This window comes from Streptomyces sp. NPDC005791, assembly GCF_042871485.1.
Classification (GTDB): domain Bacteria; phylum Actinomycetota; class Actinomycetes; order Streptomycetales; family Streptomycetaceae; genus Streptomyces.
On the sequence record NZ_JBIAIP010000006.1, the window covers coordinates 59,350 to 80,229 of the forward strand.

Below are 20,880 nucleotides of genomic sequence, written 5' to 3' on the forward strand. Positions count from 1 at the left end.
GGGAGGAACACATGATCTGGTTCACGGTCCTCGTGCTGGTCGTCGCCGCCGAACGCCTGGCCGAGCTCGCAGTGGCGTCGCGTAACGCCCGCTGGAGCCTGCCCCGGGGCGGTACCGAAGCAGGCCGCGGGCACTATCCGGTCATGGTGGCCCTGCACACCGCCCTGCTCGCCGCGTGTCTCGCCGAGACATGGCTGGCCGGCCGCCCGTTCGTGCCGTGGCTCGGCTGGGCCATGGTTGCTGTGGTGGCCGCGGCGCAAGCGCTGCGCTGGTGGTGCGTCCGCACACTGGGGCGCCGCTGGAACACCCGGGTCATCGTCGTCCCCGGCCTGCCCCTGGTGACCGGCGGGCCCTACCGGTGGCTCCGGCACCCCAACTACGTCGCGGTCGCGGCCGAAGGGGCGGCCCTGCCGCTGGTCCACGGTGCCTGGCTGACCGCGGCCCTGTTCACCGTGCTGAACGCGGCGCTCATGACCGTACGCGTCCGGTGCGAGGACGTGGCGCTGACCGGTCTCGCCGGAGCGGACACACGCGCGTGATCGACATCCTGGTGGCGGGCGGCGGGCCGGCCGGCCTGGCGGCAGCGATCCGGGCCGCCTCGGCAGGCCTGGAGGCCGTCGTGGTCGAACCCCGCCCCACGCCCGTGGACAAGGCCTGCGGCGAGGGGATCATGCCCAGCGGAGTGACCGCCCTGCACGCGCTGGGCGTCACCCCGGCCGGCCGCGCACTCCGCGGGATCCGGTACATCGACGGTGCCCGGCAGGCGGAGGCCGCCTTCCGGGGCCGCCCCGGGCTCGGCGCCCGGCGGACCGAGCTGCACACCGCCCTGCACCGGCGGGCCCGGGAGCTGGGCGTACGAGTCGTCGCGGGCCGGGTGGGGGAGGTGCGCCAGAGTGCGGACAGGGTCACGGCAGCAGGGCTGACCGCGCGCTGGCTGATCGCCGCCGACGGCCTGCACTCCCCGGTGCGCCGCGCGCTCGGCCTGGAACGCTTCTGCTCCGCGCCCCGCAGGTACGGGCTGCGCCGGCACTACCACATCGCACCCTGGACCGACTTCGTGGAAGTCCACTGGTCGCGACACGGCGAGGCGTACGTGACACCGGTGGGGGAGGAGCTGGTGGGTGTCGCGGTGCTCAGCCGCCTCCGGGGCTCCCACGAACAACACCTCGCCGCCTTCCCCGCGCTGGCCCGTACGCTCCGGGGCCTGGAGGCCGGTCCCGTACGCGGCGCCGGCCCCCTGCGCCGCACCGCGAGCACACCGCGAGCCGGGCGGGTCCTGCTGGCCGGTGACGCGGCGGGCTACGTCGACGCGCTCACCGGGGAGGGCGTCGCCATGGCGGCGGCCACCGCGTCGGCGGCGGTCGACTGCCTCCTCGCGGGACGCCCCGAGGACTACCCCGCGACATGGGCACGGCTGACGCGACGCCACCGACTGCTCACCCGCGCACTGCTGGGGGCCGCGGGGCACCCACTGACCGCCGGACTGATCGTGCCGGCCGCCCACCGGCTGCCCCCGTTGTTCGGCGCCGCGGTGCGCGCCCTGCAGTAGCCGTGCGCGGTACCCCGTACCGGAGTGGCCGACCGCTCTGCCATTCTGTCCGGGTGCCGCCCCTCCTCCGTACGCCGCAGCCCGTCACCCCCGACCCGCCGCACCCGGCGATGAACCCGCTGATGACACAGTCCTGGCTTGACCTGGCATTCCTGCACTGGGCGGCCGACCCCGACGACGTCGCGCCGCTCCTGCCCACCGGGACCGTGCCGGACACCGTGGACGGAGTCACCTATGTCGGACTCGTCGCCTTCCGGATGCACCGCGTCGGGTGGCTCCGCCTCCCCGGCATCCCTTACCTGGGGACTTTTCCCGAAACCAATGTCCGGTTGTACTCACGCGACGCGCACGGCAGACGCGGGGTGGTCTTCCGCTCGCTCGACGCCTCCAGACTGATCCCCGTGGCCGTCGCCCGGGCCGCCTTCCGGCTGCCGTACGTGTGGTCCCGGATGGAGATCCGGCGCGACGCCGACACCCTCACCTACACCAGCAGCCGGCGCGTCCCCGGGCCGCGGGGCGCCCACAGCCGGATCGTGCTGCGCACCGGCGGACGGATCGAGGCCCCCAGCGAGCTCGAACACTTCCTGACCGCGCGCTGGGGTCTGCACAGCACCTTCCGCGGGCGCACGATGTACCTCCCGAACGCCCACCCCCGCTGGCCTCTGCACCATGCCCGGCTGCTCGAGTGCGAGGAGAGCCTGGTGACGGCGGCGGGACTGCCCGCGCCCGTCGGGGAGCCGGTGAGCGTGCTGTACTCACCCGGAGTCCCGGTACGCTTCGGCCGCCCGGCACGCCCTTGAGGACGGCGGGGCGGCGAGGAGGCGGGAAGCCGTGTAGAAAGGGGAACATGGCCGGACGCTACGGCCGCCCGCGTTCGTTTCTCCGAATGAGAAGCCTCGCCGGTCAGGTCTTTCTCCTGCAAGTGGCGATCGTGGTGCTGCTCGTCGCTGCGTCCGTGGCCGCGCTCGTGCTGCAGTCCCGGGCCGACAGCGAACGCGAGGCCCGCAACCGCTCGGTCGCCGTCGCCGAGACCTTCGCCGACGCCCCCGGCACGGAAGCGGCTCTGCGGGGCCCCGACCCCAGCGCCGTTCTCCAGCCGAAGGCCGAGGCGGCACGGAAGGGGTCCGGGGTCGACTTCGTCGTCGTCATGAACCTCGAGTCCGTCCGCTACACCCATCCGCTGCCCGACAGGATCGGCAAGAAGTTCGTCGGCAGTGTGGCCCCCGCCCTGGACGGGCGCGTCGTCACCGAGAAGATAGACGGGACCATCGGCCCGCTCGTCCAGGCCGTGGTGCCCGTGACCGGCTCGAACGGCGAGGTCGTGGGCCTGGTGTCCGCGGGAATCACCATCAAGAACGTCAGCGGGGTCGTCGAGGGCCAGTTCCCCCTCCTGTTCGGCTCCGCCGCGGGCATCCTGCTGCTCACCATGGGAGGCACCGCGCTCGTCACCAGGCGGCTGAGACGCCAGACGCACGGCCTCGGCCCGACCGAGATGACCCGGATGTACGAGCATCACGACGCCGTCCTGCACGCCGTACGCGAAGGCGTGGTCATCGTCAGCGGCGACAGGCGGCTCCTGTTGGCCAACGACGAGGCGCGACGGCTGCTCGGGCTCCCACCGGACATCGAGGGCACACCCGTGGCCGAACTCGGCCTCGACCCGGTCATCACCGGACTGCTGGACTCGGGCCGCAGCGCGACCGACGAGGTGCACTCGGTGGGTGCGCGGCTGCTGGCCGTCAGCCAGCGGGCCACCGACCGGAACGGAGGGCCGCCCGGCAGTGTGACGACCCTGCGTGACACCACCGAGCTGCAGGCCCTCACGGGCAAGGCCGCCGTGGCGCGCGGCAGGCTGAAGCTCCTCTACGACGCGGGCACCGAGATCGGCACCGCCCTGGATGTCGTACGGACGTGCGAGGAACTGGCGGACTTCGCCACGGCCAGGTTCGCCGACTACGCCACCGTCGATCTCGCCGAGGGTGTACTGCGTGGCGAGGAGCCGACGGCCGCCCGCGTCTCCGCCGAAGGCCTCCGCCGCTCGGCCTTCAGCGGCCCCCGCGACGACACCGGGCTCCATCCCCTGGGTTCTGTGGTCCGCTTCGTGCCGGCCACGGTCATCGGTGCCGGTCTGCTCAGGGGCGAGGCCGTCCTCGACGCCGACCTGGCACAGCGCTCCGGCTGGCAGCAGCAGTACCCGGAACGCGCCGAGCGCATCGTCCGGTCCGGCTTCCACTCGATGATCGCCGTCCCGATGCGGGCCAGGGGCGTCATCCTGGGCGTGGCCATTTTCTGGCGGGCCGGGAAGCCCGAGCCGTTCGAGGAGGAGGACCTGTCCGTCGCGGAGGAGCTCGTCGCCCGCGCCGCGGTGAGCATCGACAACGCGCGCCGCTACGCGCGCGAGCACAACGTGGCGGTCACCCTGCAGCGCAGCCTGCTGCCGCAGGGGCTCCCCGACCAGAGCGCCATCGACGCCGCCTACCGGTACCTCCCCGCGCAGGCCGGGCTCGGAGGGCTGGGCGGGGTCGGCGGCGACTGGTTCGACATCATCCCGCTGCCCGGCGCCCGCGTCGCACTCGTGGTCGGTGACGTGGTCGGTCACGGGCTCCACGCCGCCGCCACGATGGGGCGCCTGCGCACGGCGGTCCACAACTTCTCGACCCTGGACCTGCCCCCCGACGAGCTGCTGTGGCACCTGGACGAGCTGGTGGCGCGTATAGATCTGGACGAGTCGGCCGAAGGATCCGAGGGAGGCGGCGTCACCGGGGCCACCTGCCTGTACGCGATCTACGACCCTGCGTCCGGCCGCTGCACCATGGCACGGGCGGGCCATCTCCAGCCGGTGATCGTCAGCCCCGGCGGTGAGGCGGTGTTCGCGGACGTTCCCGGAGGCCCGCCCTTGGGGCTCGGCGGCATGCCCTTCGAGACCCTCGACGTACATCTCCAGCAGGACAGCCGGCTGGTGCTCTACACGGACGGCCTCGTCGAGGACCGGCACCGCGACATCGACGAAGGGCTGGAACTCCTGCGTGCCACCCTGTCGGGGCACCCCGACCGGACACCGGAGGAGACGTGCGAGGCCGTCATCCGCGTCCTGGTGCCCGCCAGGGCACGTGACGACGTCGCGCTGCTCGTCGGCCGCACCCGCTGTCTCGCCGCCGAGAACGTGGCCGAGTGGGACGTGCCCTCCGATCCCTCGGCGGTCGCCCGGGTCCGCTCCCAGGTGTCCCGCAAGCTGGGCGTATGGAATCTGGTCGAGGAGGCGTTCACGACCGAGCTGATCCTCAGCGAACTGGTCACCAACTCCATCCGCTACGCCAGCGGACCCATCCGCGTGCGGCTGATCCGGGACAGGACGCTGATCTGCGAGGTGTCCGACCGCAGCAGCACCTCACCCCATCTGCGCCAGGCTGCCAGCACGGACGAAGGCGGCAGGGGACTGTTCCTCGTCGCCCAGCTGGCCGAACGCTGGGGCACCCGCTACACCGACGACGGCGGCAAAGTCATCTGGACGGAACAGCTTCTGCCGCCGGAGGCGCCCGGTTCGGTGTGAGGTGAACCGTCAGGCCCGGCGGCAGTCCAGGAAGAGGTGAGGTTCGGGGACGGCCCCCGGGTGGGACGGGGTGAACACCGTGCTGTCCTCGTGCACGACGGTGAGCCCGGCACCGGTCGCGAGCGCTCTGAACGCCTCCGGGCCGAAGCTGTGCACCCGTACCTCCTGACCCATGAAGACGGCGCTCGCCCCCTCCACATCCAGCGGCACCGTCGCCAGGAACAGATGACCGCCCGGCCTGAGAGCCGCGGCCAGGCGGCGCACGAGGGAGCGCTGCTCGTCGCGCGACATCTGCAGGAGCGAGAAGTAGACACAGACCGCGTCGAAGCTCTCCTCCTCCAACGGGACCTCACGGACGTCGGCACAACGGAAGGACGCCTCAGGAACACGGGCGGCCGCGAGTCGCACCATGACGGGCGAGACATCGACCCCCAGCACCTCGTGCCCGGCCGCCGCCAGGGTCCGGGCGGTCGGCCGGCCCGTTCCGCTGCCGACGTCCAGAACCCTGCTGTGCGGGGGCAGCCGCTCCAGCAACCGGTTCAGTGAGGCGTGGTGCGCCGCCGAACCGGCGAACGCCGTCTCGTAGTCCGCCCCGATGGCGTCGAACGTCGCGGCTGCCGCGTGCGGATGGCCGTCGGCCATGGGTACCTGCCCTTCCTGGCCGGTGCTACGGGATCCGTGCGACCGCGACGTAGACGCCGCTCATCTCCGGCTGAGGGGCCGGCGTGCCGCGGAACCACTCGGGGGCCGTCACCAGACCCGGCTCGACGATGTCCAGGCCCTCGAAGAAGCCGGCGAACTCGGTGCGGGTGCGCAACGCGAGCCGGATGCCGCCCTTGCCGTATTCGGCCGCGCCCTGCTCGCCGCGCTCGGGGTTCACGTCCGATGCGCCCTGGGACAGCACCACGTAGCTGCCCGGCCGCAGGGCGTCCGTCAGGGTGCGCACGATGGCCCGCGGGTCCAGGTCGTCGGGGAGGAAGTGGAGGAGCCCCAGGAGCGAGAGAGCGACGGGGCGGTCGAAGTCGAGGACCTTGCGGGCCGCGTCGAGGATGGTGGCGGGCTCGAGCACATCCGCGTGCACGTAATCCGTAACCCCCTCCGGGGTGCTCACGAGGAGGGCCTCGGCGTGCCGCAGGACGATCGGGTCGTTGTCGCAGTAGACGACCCGTGAGTGCGGATTGATCTCCTGGGCGATCTGGTGGAGGTTCGGCGCGGTCGGGATGCCCGTGCCGATGTCCAGGAACTGGCTGACGCCCTCACCGGCCAGCCAGGCCGTCGCACGGTTCATGAAGGCACGGTTCTGGAACGCCCCCGCCTTCGCCTCGGCCGGCAACTGCCGGGCCACCGCCTCGTCCACCGGGTAGTTGTCCTTGCCGCCGAGCAGCGAGTCGTAGACCCGTGCCGAGTGGGGCCTGCTGGTGTCGATCGGGGGCTGAGGCGTCCCAGGCGTCATGACGAGCTCCGTTGCAGATGAGGTGAACCGCTCCACCTGTGGAGTCTGCCACAGCAACTCATGGCGCATCGGACGTCGTTGACGGCGGTAGGCGGCTGTGGCGCACTTCAGGCGCGGGCATGTCCGACCGGGCGCGTCCAGGCCGATATCCGCTGTGATCCGGCTCCGCCGCACCGGATCAGGTGCCTGCGTGACCGCTAACGGGCGCGAAACGGGCGGTACTGTCGGCAAAGCAGGCGTCACCTACGCGCCGTGCCGCCGCGAGAGCACGGTTGACCAGCGAGGGAACCTTCGGTGAAACGGGCATGAACGGGCGCAGCCCGTGGCGCGAAGAAGGTGGTCGAACGGCCGTTTCTGCTTGTACAAACAATGCGTGGGCCCGAACGGACTACGGGACCATGGTGAATTCGCACTAGCGCAGGGATGGTGTCGTGGGCACCGAGGAACGCCGACGAGGCATTCTCGAGACGGCTCGGCGGGACGGTTCGGTCGACGTGAACCGGCTGGCCGAACAGTTCGAGGTGGCCAAGGAGACCATCAGGCGCGATCTGCACACCCTTGAGGAACACGGTCTCGTACGGCGCACGCACGGCGGTGCGTACCCGGTCGAGAGCGCCGGGTTCGAGACGACCCTGGCGATGCGCACCACGCACCATGTGCCGCAGAAGTCGCGGATCGCGACGGCCGCCGCCGAACTGCTCGGTGACGCCGAAACGGTGTTCGTGGACGAGGGCTTCACCCCGCAGCTCATCGCCGAAGCCCTGCCCCGCGACCGGCCGCTGACCGTGGTCACCGCGTCCCTGGCTGTCGCGACGGTCCTCGCCGACGTCGAGAAGACCGCCGTGCTCCTGCTCGGCGGGCGTCTGCGCGGCAGCACCATGGCGACCGTCGACCACTGGGCCACGCGCATGCTCGCCGACTTCGTCATCGACCTGGCCTACGTCGGTGCGAACGGCATCTCCCGCCAGTACGGGCTGACCACCCCGGACCCGGCGGTCGGCGAGGTCAAGGCGCAGGCCATGCGCAGCGCACGCCGCCGCGTCTTCGCCGGAGTCCACTCGAAGTTCGGCGCGGTGAGCTTCTGCCGATTCGCCGACGTCGGGGACTTCGAGGCCGTCGTCACCGACACCGGGCTGCCGTCGGCGGAGGCCCAGCGCTACTCCCTGCTCGGCCCGAACGTCATCCGCGTCTGAACCCACCGACGGCGCTCCCCGGAGCGCCGTCCCCTCACCCCTACCGACTCGTCCCCGCTCTCCTCCCCGCTCCCGTCAGGAGGCCGGTGGACAGACCCGCCATGCCCGGAAACCGTCAGGAGAACCCGGAGGGCACGGGCATCGATCCGCGAGCCGCTACGACGATCAGGAGAACTACTTATGCCCCACCAGCAACGACGCCGTGGGATCCGCGTGCGTGCGGTCGCGGGCACGGCGGTGATGTCCTTCCTCGCCGCCGGGTGCGCCGGAGCAGGCGGCACCGCGTTCGGAGGCGGCGACGCACTGAACGTACTCATGGTGAACAACCCGCAGATGGTCGAGCTCCAGAAGCTGACCGCCGAGCACTTCACCGCGGAGACCGGCATCAAGGTCCACTTCACGGTGCTCCCGGAGAACGACGTCCGGGACAAGATCAGTCAGGACTTCTCCAACCAGGCCGGACAGTACGACGTCGGCACGATCAGCAACTTCGAAGTGCCCTTCTTCGCGAAGAACGACTGGCTGCACCCGCTCGACACCTACGCGGCGAAGGACACCGCCTTCGACCAGGAGGACATCCTCGAACCCCTCAGGGAGTCGCTCACCGCCGAAGGCAGGCTCTACGCCGAACCCTTCTACGGCGAGTCGTCCTTCCTCATGTACCGCAAGGACGTCTTCGAGGCGAACGGGCTGACGATGCCCGCGCACCCCACCTGGAAAGAGGTGGCGGAACTGGCGGCGCGGGCGGACGGTGCCGAATCAGGGATGAAGGGCATCTGCCTGCGCGGACTGCCCGGCTGGGGCGAGCTCATCGCCCCGCTCACCACCGTCGTCAACACCATGGGAGGCGCCTGGTTCACCGAGGACTGGAAACCCCGGCTCACCTCACCCGAGTTCAAGAAGGCCACCCAGTTCTACGTCGACCTCGTGCGCAAGCACGGGGAGCGTGGCGCCTCCCAGGCCGGGTACGCCGAGTGCCTCAACAACATGACCCAGGGCAAGACCGCCATGTGGTACGACGCCACGGCCGGCGCCGGCTCACTGGAGGCGGCGGGCTCACCGGTCAAGGGGAAGATCGGCTACGTCCCCGCGCCGGTCGAGGAGACCAAGAGCTCGGGATGGCTCTACACCTGGGCCTGGGGCATCCAGAAGGCTTCCAAGAAGTCCGACGACGCCTGGAAGTTCGTCTCCTGGGCGTCCAGCAAGGAGTACGAGTCGCTCGTCGGCGAGACCAGCGGCTGGTCCAACGTTCCGGCCGGCAAACGGGCCTCCACCTATGACAACCCCGCATACCGCAAGGCGGCAGGCGCCTTCGCGGACGTCACCGAGCAGGCCATCTCGGGCGCCGACCCGAAGAACCCGGGCGTCCAGCCGCGCCCCGTGCCCGGGATCCAGTTCGTCGGCATCCCCGAGTTCACCGATCTCGGCACCAGGGTCGCGCAGGAGATCAGCGCGGCCATCGCCGGCCGCCAGTCCGTGGACAAGGCGCTGGCCACTTCCCAGAAGCTGGCCGAACAGGTCGCCAAGGAGTACCGATGACCACAGCAGTCGGCACCACCCCCCAGTCACCACCCCGGCCACCCGCCCCCGCCCGTAAGAAGACGGGCCCCCGGGCCTGGGCCACCAGGGCTCCGCTGCTGCCGGCGCTGGTCTTCCTGATCGTCGTCACCCAGCTGCCCTTCGTGGCGACCCTGGTGATCTCCCTCTTCGACTGGAACTCGCTCAACCCGGACAAACGCGCTTTCAACGGGCTCGACAACTACGCCTCCGTCTTCACCGACGCCGCGCTCCGCGACTCGGTCCTCACCACGATCCTGCTGACCGCCGGTGTCGTCATCGCCACCGTGGTCCTCGGACTGGCCCTCGCGCTGCTCCTGGACCGCACGTTCTTCGGCCGGGGCATGGTCCGTACCCTGCTCATCACGCCGTTCCTGATCGTGCCCGTCTCCGCAGCCCTCCTGTGGAAGCACGCGCTCTACAACCCCGAGTACGGCCTACTCAACGGCGCGCTCAGTTGGCTGGGAGAACTCTTCGGCGACACGAGCCCGAGCCAGCCGGACTGGATAGCGGACATGCCGCTCCTCGCCGTCATCGCCGCCCTGGTCTGGCAGTGGACGCCCTTCATGATGCTGATCCTGCTCGCGGGGCTGCAGAGCCGCCCCGCCGAGGTCGTCGAGGCCGCGCGCCTGGACGGTGCGAGCGCCTGGCAGACCTTCCGCTACCTGACCCTGCCGCACCTGCGCAGATACCTCGAACTCGGGGTCCTGCTCGGCGCCGTCTACATCGTGCAGAACTTCGACGCGGTGTTCACGATCACCGCCGGCGGACTCGGCACCGCCAACCTGCCCTACACGATCTACCAGACCTTCTACCAGGCCCACGAATACGGACTGGCGTCCGCCGCGGGAGTCGTGGTGGTGATCGGCACGATCATCATCGCCACCTTCGCGCTCCGGACCGTCTCGTCCCTCTTCAGTGAGGAGGCGAACCGCGCATGACCACTGCCACCGTCCCCGCTCCGTCCGCGCGACGGATCCTGCGGCGGGCCAAACGGCGCAACACCGCGCTCGGCCTGCTGGCCTGGGCGGCAGGACTCGCCTTCTGCCTGCCCGCGCTGTGGATGCTGCTGACCTCCCTGCACGCGGAGTCGGACGCCGCCACCAACCCGCCGTCCGTCTTCGCGCCGCTCACCCTCGACGGCTACCGCGCCTTCTTCGGTGCCGACACAGGCGTCACCCCGTGGCCGCCCCTGCTCAACTCCCTGGGCGCCTCGTTCTTCTCCACGGTCCTGGTGCTCCTGCTGGCGCTCCCGGCGGCGTACGCCCTCTCCATCCGGCGCGTCCGCAAGTGGACGGACGTCATGTTCTTCTTCCTCTCCACCAAGATGCTGCCGGTCGTCGCCGGCCTCCTCCCCGTCTACCTGTTCGCCAAGAACGCCGGGATGCTGGACAACATCTGGCTCCTCGTCCTTCTCTACACCTCGATGAACCTGCCGATCGCGGTCTGGATGATGCAGTCGTTCCTCGCGGACGTGCCGGTCTCCGTCATCGAGGCCGCCCAGGTCGACGGCGCGAGGCTGCCGACCGTCCTCGCCCGGGTGGTCGCGCCCATGGCCGCGCCGGGCATCGCGGCCACCGCTCTGATCTGCTTCATCTTCAGCTGGAACGAACTCCTCTTCGCGCGGGTGCTCACCGGCGTCGTCGCCCAGACGGCGCCCGTCTTCCTCACCGGATTCGTCACCAGCCAGGGCCTCTTCCTCGCCCAGCTGTGCGCCGCGTCCGTCGTCGTGTCCCTGCCGGTGCTCGCCGCCGGCTACGCCGCCCAGGACAAACTCGTCCAGGGCCTGTCTCTCGGAGCAGTGAAATAATGCGGGCAGCGATCGTCGAAGCCCCCGGCAAGATCTCCGTCACCACCGTCCCCGACCCGACGCCGGGCCCCCGTGACGTCGTCGTGTCCGTCGCGTCGTGCGGGCTGTGCGGAACCGATCTCCACATCCTGCAGGGCGAGTTCGCGCCCACCCTCCCGATCGTCCCCGGCCACGAGTTCGCCGGGGAGATCGTGGGCATCGGCCGTGACGTCACCGAACTGGCCGTGGGCGACCGGGTCGCCGTCGACCCCTCCCTGCACTGCCACGAGTGCCGCTACTGCCGTATCGGACGCGGCAACCTCTGCGAGCGGTGGGCCGCCATCGGCGTCACCGTGGCCGGCGGCGCGGCCGAGTACGCCGTCGCCCCCGTGGCCAACTGCGTCAAGCTGCCCGAGCACATCGACGTGAAGGACGCGGCCCTGATCGAGCCGCTGTCCTGCGCGGTCCGCGGTTACGACGTGCTGAACAGCACCCTCGGCGCCGAGGTGCTCATCTACGGCTCCGGGACCATGGGCCTGATGATGCTGGAGCTCGCCAAGCGCACCGGAGCGGCCGGCGTCGACGTCCTGGACGTCAACCCCGACCGCCTCGCCACCGCCGCACTCCTCGGCTGCTCCCGGTCCGCGGCCGCGGCCGACGAACTGGACCGCCCCGGCGGCTGGGACGTCGTCATCGACGCGACCGGCAACGCCGCCGCCATCCAGGACGGGCTGGGCCGGGTCGCCAAGGGCGGCACCTTCCTCCAGTTCGGGGTCGCCGACTACGCGACCAGGGCGGTCATCGAGCCGTACCGGATCTACAACCAGGAGATCACCATCACCGGGTCGATGGCGGTCCTGCACAGCTACGAACGAGCCGCCGCGCTCTTCGCCGCCGGGGTCCTCGACCCCGCCGTCTTCATCAGCGACCGGCTGCCGCTCGACGCGTACCCGCAGGCCATCGACCGCTTCAAGGCGGGCATCGGCCGCAAGATCGTGGTCGAGCCGTGACGGGCGGGCCCGGCGCCGTCCTCGTGCTCGGCGAGGCCCTCGTCGACCTCGTGCCCGTGGCGGGGGACGGCGGCGTACGGTCCGCCCAGTTCGGCGGGGCCCCGGCCAACGTCGCCGTCGGGCTGGCCAGGCTCGGCACCCCGGCGGTGTTCGCCGGGGGCCTGGGCGGCGACGGCTTCGCCCGGATGATCGAGGAGCGGATGCGGGCGGCCGGGGTCGACCTCACCCACTGCGAACGCTCCGGCCTGCCCACCGCACTGGCCGTCGCCGAACCGGGTGACGCGGGAACGGGATACCACTTCCACCTCCAGGACACGGCCACGTTCCGCCTGCCGGACCTGTCCACGCGTGCGGCCGGATTCGGGGCCGTGTACGTGGGCGGCCTCGCGGCCGTCGTCGAGCCGGCGGCATCGGCCGTGCGGGCGACCGCTCTCGCGGCTGCCGAGCACTCCCTGCTCGTCGTGGACCCCAACGTCCGCCGGGACCGCACCCTGGGCACGGACCACGGCTCGGCCACACTGCGCGAGCTGTGCGGCCTCGCCCATGTCGTGAAGGCCAGTGACGAGGACCTGGAAAGGCTGTGGCCGGGAACCGATCCGGAGGAGACCTGCCGGAAGCTCGCGGACGCGGGGCGGCTGGTCGTCCTCACCCGGGGCGCGAGGGGCAGTACGGCGTTCACGGCGACCGCGCCGCCCGTGTCCGTCGCGGCCACACCGGTCGAGGTCGTCAACACGATCGGCGCGGGTGACGCGTTCACCGCGGGCCTGCTGAGCCGGATGGGCGCCCTCGGCTCGTTCGCGGCGGCACCGTGTCCGGACGAGGTGAGGGACATGCTGTCGTTCGCCTCCGAGGTCGCCGCCTCGGTGTGCGCACGCTCGGGCACGGAGCCTTCCGTGCCCGAGTGAGGACCGGTCTCAGGCGTCGGGGCGGCTCGAGGTTCGCGCCTCATCGCCCACAGCACCGGTCCGCCGTCCGGCAACCGCAGTTCCGCGCGGACGGTGAGGCCGAAGGGCTCGTAGAAAGCCAGGTTGAACGGCCTGGAGGACTCCGAGTGCCCGGGCAGACCCGCCGCGTCGGCCTCGGGCAGTCCCGAGCGCAGCGGAGCGGCCCTTTGTCCCCGGCCTCGGGACGCCGGGTCGGCACCGATCAACGCCAGGTACCGGTGCGGTTCCGGGGGCGTGTGCTCAGCCGCCGTCTCGACCATGTTCCGGAAGAGCGCGGCCCTGTCGCCGAGGATGTCGCGCAGCTCCTGGAGGGTGTCCGCGCCCGTCCTCGAAGGCACGCGACAGAGTGTGACTGATCGACGCGACGTCGTCGATCAGTCACACTCCTCACGGTGTCCGCTGTCGCCGTACGACTCGTTCTGCCGACCGGTGATCCTGGGTGACGGAGCGGGGTCGACCCCGCCGGCAGTGGACACGCGCACCTGAGCGGGCCCCGGCAGGCCCGCTTCTCCGCCCGTCACAGCCGGACGCGTTGTCCGTCATACGGAACGCGCGCGGTGCGGACTGCGCCCAGGGCGCGCCGGTGAGGCATTCTCTGCTGGTCGGGCAGAACGGGTCCGTGGCGATGTGTGGATCTTCCGCCGCGGTCTGTGAACGAGAAGGATTCGGAACCAGATGGCAGACAACTCGGACCTGTTGGCCTTCGTGCGGGCACGCCTCGCCGAGGAGGAGAGCATCGCCCGGGAAGCGGGCGGCGACGGCTGGCGGACCCCCGCAGAGGCGCCCGGTGAGGTGCACGACCGCACCAGCGGGATCGCGTTCGTCGTACGGTCGCGTGGCTACGACCGGCACATCGCCTTCCAGGACCCGGCGCGCACGCTGCGCCGCATCGAGACCACAAGGGTCCTCCTGGACGAGTACGAGGAGATCGCGGTCCTGGACACCGATCGCCCCGCCCAGGACTTCACCTCGGGCCGCGCCGTCGGGCTGGGGTTCGTCGTCCGGCAGATGGCCGCCGAGCACGCCGGGCATCCCGGCTACCGGGTGAAGTGGCTGCCCCGGTTCTCCCACTGGGGCCCGCCCTCCCCACCGGAATGAAGACCGGCGAGGCGGGTACCCGCCTCGCCGGTTCGCGGAGCGGCCGGTCACCAGGGATGCTGGGGCGCAGGTACCACCGTGGCGGCCGACCCCCGAGGAGGCGCGGATGACGCGCAGAGCCGGTCCTCTGGAGGGCCGCGTCGTGGTCGTGACCGGCGCGGCGCGCGGCGTCGGTGCGGCCGTCGCACGGGACCTGGGTAGCCGTGGCGCCACGGTCGCTCTGCTCGGCCTGGAGGGAGCCGGCCTGGAAGCCGTACGGGACGAGCTCCCCGGCCGGGCGCTGCGCTGGGAGGTCGATGTCAGCGACGATGCCGCCATGGCGGAGGTGGCCGACGACGTCCGCGAGCAGCTCGGACCCGTCTCGGTCGTGGTCGCCAACGCGGGGCTGGCCGAGGGCGGGCCCTTCACCGAATCCGACCCGGCGACCTGGCGGCGCGTGATCGAGGTGAATCTGATCGGCAGCGCGATCACCGCCCGCGTCTTCCTGCCCCATCTGCGTGCCACGCGTGGTTACTACCTGCAGATCGCCTCGCTGGCCTCCATCGGCGCCGCGCCCATGATGAGCGCCTACTGTGCTTCCAAGGCCGGTGTGGAGTCCTTCGCGCACGCGCTGCGCGCCGAGGTCGCCCATGAGCACGTCGGAGTGGGCATCGGCTACCTGAACTGGACCGACACCGACATGATCCGCGACGCCGACCAGTACACGGTGCTGCGCGAGCTACGGGGACACATGCCGAGGCCCGCACGCAAGGTCTACCCGGTGGAGACCGTGGCGCGCCGCATGGGGCGGGCGGTCGAGCGGCGCAGTGCCGCCGCGTACGTGCCCGCGTGGCTCCGCGCAACTCAACTGGTGCGCGCCGCCATGCCCCCGGTCGTCACGGCCGTCTCGAAGCGTGAGCTGGCCGAGCTGGAGCGGCGGGCCCCGTTCGCGGCCACCGGGCTCCTGGGAGCCGGCGGCCGCGCCGACTCCGTGGCCCGACCGCACTCCGAGCGCGCGCGGCCCGGAGCGGACTGAGTACGGGGGAGCGGCTCGTCTGAGTACGTCGTCCGATGGCGCCGAGGGCCCCCGCTGGTCGAATGAGGTCCATGGTCCCCGACGCGCCGACGCGCCCCCGCATCCAGAACCTGACCAGCGCCGGAACGGCGCTGGCCGTGACCCTGCTCCCGCTTGCCGTCGGCGTCCTGCTGGCCAGGACGATGGCGCTGGATCCGATGACACCCGTGAACGCGCTGGTCACCAGTGGCGGCCAGCGGGCCCGCTTCGCCCCTTCACGATGGATGCTGACGGTTCGAACGCGAGAGCTCCTATCCCGGCGGTAATGGAACCCCTGTCCAGGTAAGCGCTGTCGCTTTTGTTACGTGGATCCGCGAGGGCTGGAGCGGGTGGCGGGGAGAGCCGGGCAGGGGAGGGCGGGAGGTCACGGCCAGGCGCACCGTACCCCGGAAGGGTCGGTGCAACGATCAACGGTTGACAGGTCTACGACTGCCGGGATCCGTGCCGGATGCAGTCGTGTGTGACAGAAATGTCCGCACTTCGTCACACGAACGAGGGCACCTTTCGGCCACCTCGGAAGCGGGACAAAGTTTGCGTTCCCGGCACGACGCCGGGTCGGAAAATGCCCGGCGCTCCCTACCGGGCCCGCATGATGAGGGGTTTCCATGTCCCGTTCCGCACGACGGATCACCGCCACCGTTCTCGCCTCGGGAGCTCTGCTGACCGCAGCGGCCCTGCCGGCCACAGCCGATGGCCGGGACCACGGCCACAACCGTCCGTCTCACCGCTCGACCGTCGTCCTGGGCGAGATCCAGCACAACAGCCCCGGCCGCGACAACGGCTCGAACCGCAGCCTGAACGCCGAGTGGGTCACCGTCACCAACACCGGCCGTCACGCCGTCAACCTCCGGGGCTGGACGCTCACCGACGAGAGCCGTCGCTCGTACACCTTCGACCTGAGGCTGCCCGGCCGCTCCTCCGTCCGCGTCCACACCGGTGTCGGCCGTGACACCCGTCACGACGTGTACCAGGACCGTCGCCACTACGTATGGGACAGCAGGGACACCGCCACGCTCCGCGACAACCGTGGACACAGGGTCGACTCCGAGTCCTGGGGCCGGCACCGCGACGGCGGTCACCGCGGCAATCGCTGATCGGCGGCGGTAAGGGGAGCGGCGTTCCCCCTGACGAGCTGCCTGGCTGAAACGGCGTACCACGGGTTCATCCCCGTGGTACGCCGTTGTTCGTGCAGTTCGCAGCGCCATGGGGTGGGGTCTGTGCATCGGAGGGCGGTGAGTGATGTCAGGATGGGTCCATGACCATCAAGGCGTATTTCGACATCACCATCGACGACCAGCCCGCAGGGCGGATCGTGTTCAACCTCTTCGACGACGTGGCCCCCAAGACCGCGGAGAACTTCCGTGCACTGGCCACCGGTGAGCAGGGCTTCGGCTACGCGGGCTCGCCGTTCCACCGGGTCATCCCGGACTTCATGCTCCAGGGCGGCGACTTCACCAACGGCAACGGCACCGGCGGCAAGAGCATCTACGGCGAGAAGTTCGCCGACGAGAACTTCACCCTGAAGCACAACAAGCCGGGCCTGCTCTCGATGGCCAACGCCGGCCCGAACAGCAACGGCTCGCAGTTCTTCATCACCACCGTCGTCACCCCGTGGCTGGACGGCAAGCACGTGGTCTTCGGCGAGGTCGCCGACGAGTCCAGCATGGAGCTCGTCCGCAAGATCGAGTCGTACGGCTCCTCGAACGGCAAGACCAAGGCGAAGATCGCCGTCTCCGAGTCCGGCGTTCTCTGAGCACTCGACGGGGCTCCCGGCCGGTTTCCACGGGCTGGGAGCCCCGAGTCATGTCCGGGAACAGCCCGGTGCCGCGTGGAGCCGGGCCGACCGGAAGGCGTCCGGGCCAGGACGGCGAGCGCGCCCGGACCTCGCAAGGCATCGGGCGATCGTGGCCTGACCTCGCGGACTGGCATGATCGGGGGCATGAACGAGCGCATCATCGCCGCGTGTGACGGGGCATCGAAGGGCAATCCGGGACCTGCCGCCTGGGCGTGGGTCGTGGCCGATGGCCTGGGTGTCCCCCAGCGGTGGGAGGCGGGTCCGCTGGGCACCGCCACGAACAACGTCGCCGAGCTCACCGCCCTGCTGGAACTGCTGAGGTCGACCGATCCCGCCGTGCCCGTCGAGGTACGCATGGACTCGCAGTACGCGATGAACGCGGTGACCAAGTGGCTGCCGGGGTGGAAGCGCAACGGCTGGAAGACATCGGCGGGCAAGCCGGTCGCCAACCGGGAGCTGGTGGTCGGCATCGACGAGCTGCTGAGCAGCCGCAGCGTGACCTTCCGTTACGTACCGGCGCACCAGGTGGACGGTGACCCGCTCAACGCGGTGGCCGACCAGGCCGCGAGTGAGGTGGCCGTATCGCAGCAGGCCGCGGGCACGGCGTACGGCACCGCGGACATGCCGGTGCCGGCCCCCGCCCGCTCGACGAAGAGCCGGACGGCAGGCGGGGGAGCCGTCAAGGGCGGGTCCACGGGCGGGGCCGCGGGCCGACCTCGCTCCGGAGGAACGATCCGGGCCAAATTCGCGGGCCGGTGCCACTGCGGAAAGCCGTACGCGGCCAAGGACATGATCGCCAAGAACCCCAACGGCTGGGGTCACCCGGAGTGCCGGGCGGCGCTCGCCTGACCCGTCGTGCAGGCGCTCCGACATTCCGTCGCGGCGTCGGCGCGTCCAGGCGCATCAGGCCAAGGCCGTCCACGGCCACCGACGCGAGGCCGACACCGTCGTCCGCGCCGCCGGGACCGCCGCGCGCCACCCACCGGGCACGTCACGGTGCGGGGGCGCCGCTCGGTCCCCGCCGCCCTCCTGACCGGTGTCCCCACCCGCCGTATCTGCTCCGCGTCGCCCGGTTCCCCTGCCGGAGAGCAGCCGGAACGCCGAAAACTCCTCAACGACAGGGCTGTTGTGGTTTCGAAAGCCCGATGACGGTCACGCGCACAGTGCGGAACCGAAACGAAGCGGAATCCAGCTGACTCAACGGCTTCGTCGTCCGTGAGACCTGCGAGCCCTTTGAGACCTGTGAGAAGGAGTGAGTGACATGGACAACTGGCGCATGCACGCGGCATGCCGCGACGCGGATCCGGACCTGTTCTTCCCCATCGGCAGCAGTGGCCCCGCGGTCGTGCAGACCGAGGAGGCCAAGGCCGTCTGCGGGACCTGCCCCGTTCGGGAGCGGTGTCTGGAGTGGGCCTTGGAGAACGCACAGGACGCGGGCGTGTGGGGAGGCATGGACGAGAACGAACGCCGTGCCCTGAAGCGCCGCCGTGCCCGGCAGCAGGCCAGGAGCCACGGGTGACGCCTCACGGCTCAGGCCGCTCCGCCCTGAGAAGATGAGCCATGGACATCTCGGTCTGGCTGCTCGTCGGGGCGCTGGCGCTCCTGCTCATGGCGGGTGGCGCCGCCGTCCTCCTGGTACGCGTGATCCGGGCCAGGAGGCTCCTCGTCGACGCCGGAGTCCCCCTGCGCGACAAGGCGCTCGTGTGGGCAGCGGTCATCTACACCGTGTCGCCCGTCGACCTCCTGCCGGACCCTGTCTATCTCGACGACATCGGCTTCCTGCTGCTCGCCCTGCGTTCGCTGCACGCCGCGGCGCACGCGGCCCGCGCGGGGCTGGGCCGGCCGACTGCGACGAGACCGGGCGGGAAGCAAGCAGCCGCGGTACGAACGGAATCCGGCGGCAACCTTTCGGCCTCGGGGAGCGACTGAGGGGCGTAAGCCATCCCCTGCCAGAAGGTGCCTCTAGTGGAGCCTCTGCTTCCCCGCCCCGATTCCCGCCCCCGCCGCAGAAGCCGTATCACCCGTACCCGCGCGCTGTGCGGCGCTCTGGCGGCCGGGCTGCTCGCCGCAGGCGGGCTCGTCGCACTCGGCCCGGCCTCGCAGGCCGCCACCGCGCGGCAGGCCGAGGCGCTCGACCGCGGCGTCGTGAGCGTGCACACCGACAGCGGGAACCTGGTCAGCTGGCGCTGGCTGGGTACCGACCCCGACAACGTCTCCTTCAACGTCTACCGGGCCGGCACCAAGGTCAACGCCTCGCCGGTCACCACGTCCACGAACTACTTCCACTCCGGCGCGCCCGCCACCGCCGACTACACCGTGCGCGCGGTCGTCGACGGTGTCGAGCAGAGTGACTCCGTGCACGCGATCCAGTTCCGCGCCGGATACAAGGACGTCCCCATCAGCCCGCCCGCCGGAGGGACGACACCCGACGGGGTCGCCTACACCTACGAGGCCAACGACGCGTCCGTCGGCGACCTGGACGGCGACGGCGCCCTCGACTTCGTACTGAAGTGGCAGCCCACCAACGCCAAGGACAACTCGCAGTCCGGCTACACGGGCGACACCATCATCGACGGGATCCGCCTCGACGGCACCCGGCTCTGGCGGATCGACCTCGGGCACAACATCCGCTCCGGCGCGCACTACACCCAGTTCCAGGTGTACGACTACGACGGTGACGGCCAGGCCGAGGTGGCCATGAAGACCGCCGACGGCAGCGTCGACGGCGTCGGCAAGGTGATCGGCAGCTCCTCCGCCGACCACCGCAACTCCTCCGGCTACATCCTGTCCGGGCCCGAGTTCCTGACGATGTTCAACGGGAGGAGCGGCGCGGCGATGGGCACCGTCGACTACGTCCCGGCGCGCGGCACCGTCTCCTCGTGGGGCGACTCGTACGGCAACCGGGTCGACCGCTTCCTCGCCGGCACCGCCTACCTGGACGGCGCGAGGCCGTCCCTGATCATGGCGCGCGGCTACTACACACGCAGCGTCATCGCCGCCTGGGACTGGCGGGGCGGCGCCTTCACCCGGCGCTGGACCTTCGACACGAACAGCTCGACCAACGCCGGCAAGGGATACGACGGCCAGGGCAACCACCAGTTGTCCGTCGCCGACGCCGACGGTGACGGCAAGGACGAGATCATGTACGGCGCCATGGCCGTGGACGACAACGGCAGCGGACTGTGGACCACGAAGAACGGCCACGGCGACGCCATGCACGTAGGGGATCTCGACCCCTCCCGCGCGGGCCTCGAAGAGTTCAAGGTCGACGAGGACAGCTCGAAGCCGTCCTCGTGGATGGCGGACGCAAGGACGGGGCAGATCCTGTGGTCCACCGCGGCGAGTGGCGACAACGGACGTGGTGTCTCCGGTGACATCTGGTCCGGCAGCGCCGGCGCCGAGTCATGGTCCTCCGCCGTCTCCGGGGTGCGCAACCCGAAGGGCGCCGTGGTCACCAGCCGCAAGCCGTCCAGTTCCAACTTCCTGTCCTGGTGGGACGGCGACACCACCCGCGAACTCCTCGACGGCACCCACATCGACAAGTACGGCACCTCGGGCGACACCCGTCTGCTGACCGGCGCATCGGTCCACTCGGGCAACGGCACGAAGGCCACGCCCGCGATCTCCGGTGACCTCTTCGGCGACTGGCGCGAGGAAGTCGTCTGGCCGACCACCAACAACACGGCGCTGCGGATCTACTCCACGCCGCACGAGACCGGCACGAAGATCACCACACTGCTGCACGACACCATGTACCGGACGGCGCTGGCCTGGCAGAACACCGCCTACAACCAGCCGCCGCACCCCAGCTTCGCCATCGGCAGCGGGATGGCGACCGCGCCCCGACCGAGCGTCAGCACCCCGTAGCGCGCGTGCGGGTCGTGCTCC

The 20,880-nt window shown here is 70.9% G+C and carries 21 protein-coding genes and 1 pseudogene; 19 read left to right on the forward strand and 3 right to left on the reverse strand.

From position 1 onward, the window contains the following. Nucleotides 1-11: 11 nt before the first annotated feature. From ACFYSH_RS13720 to ACFYSH_RS13735, 4 genes are read left to right on the forward strand one after another with little or no spacing between them, the layout of a single operon-like run. Nucleotides 12-539 (forward strand): isoprenylcysteine carboxyl methyltransferase family protein, encoded by a 528-nt coding sequence (locus ACFYSH_RS13720; protein WP_359468333.1) that lies wholly within the window; start codon nucleotides 12-14, stop codon nucleotides 537-539. After that, nucleotides 536-1,549: an NAD(P)/FAD-dependent oxidoreductase gene (locus ACFYSH_RS13725; RefSeq protein WP_388752436.1), complete on the forward strand. Its 1,014-nt coding sequence runs from the start codon at nucleotides 536-538 to the stop codon at nucleotides 1,547-1,549. The genes ACFYSH_RS13720 and ACFYSH_RS13725 overlap by 4 nt, the downstream gene beginning before the upstream one ends. A 53-nt stretch (nucleotides 1,550-1,602) precedes the next feature. Continuing rightward, nucleotides 1,603-2,349, forward strand: coding sequence for a DUF2071 domain-containing protein (locus tag ACFYSH_RS13730; protein ID WP_359468339.1), 747 nt, complete (start codon nucleotides 1,603-1,605; stop codon nucleotides 2,347-2,349). A gap of 47 nt (nucleotides 2,350-2,396) precedes the next feature. Continuing rightward, nucleotides 2,397-5,099: a SpoIIE family protein phosphatase gene (locus tag ACFYSH_RS13735; RefSeq protein ID WP_359468341.1), complete on the forward strand. Its 2,703-nt coding sequence runs from the start codon at nucleotides 2,397-2,399 to the stop codon at nucleotides 5,097-5,099. 9 nt (nucleotides 5,100-5,108) lie between these two features. On the opposite strand, the gene ACFYSH_RS13740 is transcribed toward ACFYSH_RS13735, so the two are convergent. Beyond that, nucleotides 5,109-5,741 (reverse strand): class I SAM-dependent methyltransferase, encoded by a 633-nt coding sequence (locus ACFYSH_RS13740; protein WP_359468344.1) that lies wholly within the window; start codon nucleotides 5,739-5,741, stop codon nucleotides 5,109-5,111. Nucleotides 5,742-5,766: 25 nt separating this feature from the next. Continuing rightward, nucleotides 5,767-6,552, reverse strand: coding sequence for an SAM-dependent methyltransferase (locus ACFYSH_RS13745; RefSeq protein WP_359468347.1), 786 nt, complete (start codon nucleotides 6,550-6,552; stop codon nucleotides 5,767-5,769). Nucleotides 6,553-6,983: 431 nt separating this feature from the next. Between ACFYSH_RS13745 and ACFYSH_RS13750 the strand changes: the two genes are divergently transcribed. The 6 genes from ACFYSH_RS13750 (at nucleotide 6,984) to ACFYSH_RS13775 (ending at nucleotide 13,006) form a co-directional block, all read left to right on the forward strand. After that, complete coding sequence (locus ACFYSH_RS13750; protein ID WP_359468349.1) at nucleotides 6,984-7,745, forward strand: DeoR/GlpR family DNA-binding transcription regulator; 762 nt, start codon at nucleotides 6,984-6,986, stop codon at nucleotides 7,743-7,745. A gap of 180 nt (nucleotides 7,746-7,925) precedes the next feature. Continuing rightward, a complete protein-coding gene (locus ACFYSH_RS13755) occupies nucleotides 7,926-9,284 on the forward strand; it encodes a sugar ABC transporter substrate-binding protein (protein WP_359468351.1) in 1,359 nt (452 codons plus the stop codon). Beyond that, the gene (locus tag ACFYSH_RS13760) at nucleotides 9,281-10,243 is read left to right on the forward strand and encodes a sugar ABC transporter permease (RefSeq protein WP_359468355.1); all 963 of its coding nucleotides are present in this window, start codon (nucleotides 9,281-9,283) and stop codon (nucleotides 10,241-10,243) included. The genes ACFYSH_RS13755 and ACFYSH_RS13760 overlap by 4 nt, the downstream gene beginning before the upstream one ends. After that, nucleotides 10,240-11,112, forward strand: coding sequence for a carbohydrate ABC transporter permease (locus ACFYSH_RS13765; protein WP_359468358.1), 873 nt, complete (start codon nucleotides 10,240-10,242; stop codon nucleotides 11,110-11,112). The genes ACFYSH_RS13760 and ACFYSH_RS13765 overlap by 4 nt, the downstream gene beginning before the upstream one ends. Then, nucleotides 11,112-12,101: a zinc-dependent alcohol dehydrogenase family protein gene (locus ACFYSH_RS13770; protein WP_359468360.1), complete on the forward strand. Its 990-nt coding sequence runs from the start codon at nucleotides 11,112-11,114 to the stop codon at nucleotides 12,099-12,101. Before ACFYSH_RS13765 ends, ACFYSH_RS13770 begins: the two co-directional genes overlap by 1 nt. Further along, on the forward strand, nucleotides 12,098-13,006 hold the full coding sequence (locus tag ACFYSH_RS13775) for a PfkB family carbohydrate kinase (protein WP_359468363.1): 909 nt from the start codon (nucleotides 12,098-12,100) through the stop codon (nucleotides 13,004-13,006). The genes ACFYSH_RS13770 and ACFYSH_RS13775 overlap by 4 nt, the downstream gene beginning before the upstream one ends. Nucleotides 13,007-13,029: 23 nt before the next feature. On the opposite strand, the pseudogene ACFYSH_RS13780 reads toward ACFYSH_RS13775, so the two are convergent. Beyond that, nucleotides 13,030-13,365, reverse strand: a pseudogene (locus tag ACFYSH_RS13780) (GNAT family N-acetyltransferase); the annotation flags it as partial. 355 nt (nucleotides 13,366-13,720) lie between these two features. On the opposite strand from ACFYSH_RS13780, the gene ACFYSH_RS13785 reads away from it, so the two are divergent. The 9 genes from ACFYSH_RS13785 (at nucleotide 13,721) to ACFYSH_RS13825 (ending at nucleotide 20,859) form a co-directional block, all read left to right on the forward strand. After that, entirely contained in the window at nucleotides 13,721-14,143 is a 423-nt protein-coding gene (locus ACFYSH_RS13785; RefSeq protein WP_359468366.1) for a DUF6221 family protein, read from the forward strand. 106 nt (nucleotides 14,144-14,249) lie between these two features. Continuing rightward, a complete protein-coding gene (locus ACFYSH_RS13790) occupies nucleotides 14,250-15,158 on the forward strand; it encodes an SDR family oxidoreductase (protein ID WP_359468368.1) in 909 nt (302 codons plus the stop codon). A gap of 71 nt (nucleotides 15,159-15,229) precedes the next feature. Next, complete coding sequence (locus ACFYSH_RS13795) at nucleotides 15,230-15,463, forward strand: hypothetical protein (RefSeq protein ID WP_359468370.1); 234 nt, start codon at nucleotides 15,230-15,232, stop codon at nucleotides 15,461-15,463. Nucleotides 15,464-15,802: 339 nt separating this feature from the next. Continuing rightward, nucleotides 15,803-16,291, forward strand: coding sequence for a lamin tail domain-containing protein (locus ACFYSH_RS13800; protein ID WP_359468372.1), 489 nt, complete (start codon nucleotides 15,803-15,805; stop codon nucleotides 16,289-16,291). Nucleotides 16,292-16,452: 161 nt separating this feature from the next. Then, nucleotides 16,453-16,950: a peptidylprolyl isomerase gene (locus tag ACFYSH_RS13805; RefSeq protein WP_359468374.1), complete on the forward strand. Its 498-nt coding sequence runs from the start codon at nucleotides 16,453-16,455 to the stop codon at nucleotides 16,948-16,950. Between the two features lie 186 nt (nucleotides 16,951-17,136). After that, on the forward strand, nucleotides 17,137-17,841 hold the full coding sequence (locus ACFYSH_RS13810; protein ID WP_359468376.1) for a ribonuclease H: 705 nt from the start codon (nucleotides 17,137-17,139) through the stop codon (nucleotides 17,839-17,841). A gap of 412 nt (nucleotides 17,842-18,253) precedes the next feature. Continuing rightward, complete coding sequence (locus tag ACFYSH_RS13815) at nucleotides 18,254-18,511, forward strand: WhiB family transcriptional regulator (RefSeq protein ID WP_359468380.1); 258 nt, start codon at nucleotides 18,254-18,256, stop codon at nucleotides 18,509-18,511. Between the two features lie 41 nt (nucleotides 18,512-18,552). Further along, complete coding sequence (locus ACFYSH_RS13820; protein ID WP_359468383.1) at nucleotides 18,553-18,921, forward strand: YkvA family protein; 369 nt, start codon at nucleotides 18,553-18,555, stop codon at nucleotides 18,919-18,921. Nucleotides 18,922-18,957: 36 nt separating this feature from the next. Then, the gene (locus tag ACFYSH_RS13825; protein ID WP_359468386.1) at nucleotides 18,958-20,859 is read left to right on the forward strand and encodes a rhamnogalacturonan lyase; all 1,902 of its coding nucleotides are present in this window, start codon (nucleotides 18,958-18,960) and stop codon (nucleotides 20,857-20,859) included. Nucleotides 20,860-20,880 lie beyond the last annotated feature (21 nt).

Bases quoted from the DNA above. Each gene is read 5' to 3' on its own strand.
- ACFYSH_RS13760 (WP_359468355.1), top strand. From the start codon at position 9,281: ATGACCACAGCAGTCGGCACCACCCCCCAGTCACCACCCCGGCCACCC.
- ACFYSH_RS13815 (WP_359468380.1), top strand. From the start codon at position 18,254: ATGGACAACTGGCGCATGCACGCGGCATGCCGCGACGCGGATCCGGAC.
- ACFYSH_RS13770 (WP_359468360.1), top strand. From the start codon at position 11,112: ATGCGGGCAGCGATCGTCGAAGCCCCCGGCAAGATCTCCGTCACCACC.
- ACFYSH_RS13795 (WP_359468370.1), top strand. From the start codon at position 15,230: ATGGTCCCCGACGCGCCGACGCGCCCCCGCATCCAGAACCTGACCAGC.
- ACFYSH_RS13785 (WP_359468366.1), top strand. From the start codon at position 13,721: ATGGCAGACAACTCGGACCTGTTGGCCTTCGTGCGGGCACGCCTCGCC.
- ACFYSH_RS13735 (WP_359468341.1), top strand. From the start codon at position 2,397: ATGGCCGGACGCTACGGCCGCCCGCGTTCGTTTCTCCGAATGAGAAGC.
- ACFYSH_RS13820 (WP_359468383.1), top strand. From the start codon at position 18,553: ATGGACATCTCGGTCTGGCTGCTCGTCGGGGCGCTGGCGCTCCTGCTC.
- ACFYSH_RS13745 (WP_359468347.1), bottom strand. From the start codon at position 6,552: ATGACGCCTGGGACGCCTCAGCCCCCGATCGACACCAGCAGGCCCCAC.
- ACFYSH_RS13790 (WP_359468368.1), top strand. From the start codon at position 14,250: ATGACGCGCAGAGCCGGTCCTCTGGAGGGCCGCGTCGTGGTCGTGACC.
- ACFYSH_RS13765 (WP_359468358.1), top strand. From the start codon at position 10,240: ATGACCACTGCCACCGTCCCCGCTCCGTCCGCGCGACGGATCCTGCGG.
- ACFYSH_RS13740 (WP_359468344.1), bottom strand. From the start codon at position 5,741: ATGGCCGACGGCCATCCGCACGCGGCAGCCGCGACGTTCGACGCCATC.
- ACFYSH_RS13720 (WP_359468333.1), top strand. From the start codon at position 12: ATGATCTGGTTCACGGTCCTCGTGCTGGTCGTCGCCGCCGAACGCCTG.
- ACFYSH_RS13755 (WP_359468351.1), top strand. From the start codon at position 7,926: ATGCCCCACCAGCAACGACGCCGTGGGATCCGCGTGCGTGCGGTCGCG.
- ACFYSH_RS13800 (WP_359468372.1), top strand. From the start codon at position 15,803: ATGTCCCGTTCCGCACGACGGATCACCGCCACCGTTCTCGCCTCGGGA.
- ACFYSH_RS13810 (WP_359468376.1), top strand. From the start codon at position 17,137: ATGAACGAGCGCATCATCGCCGCGTGTGACGGGGCATCGAAGGGCAAT.
- ACFYSH_RS13805 (WP_359468374.1), top strand. From the start codon at position 16,453: ATGACCATCAAGGCGTATTTCGACATCACCATCGACGACCAGCCCGCA.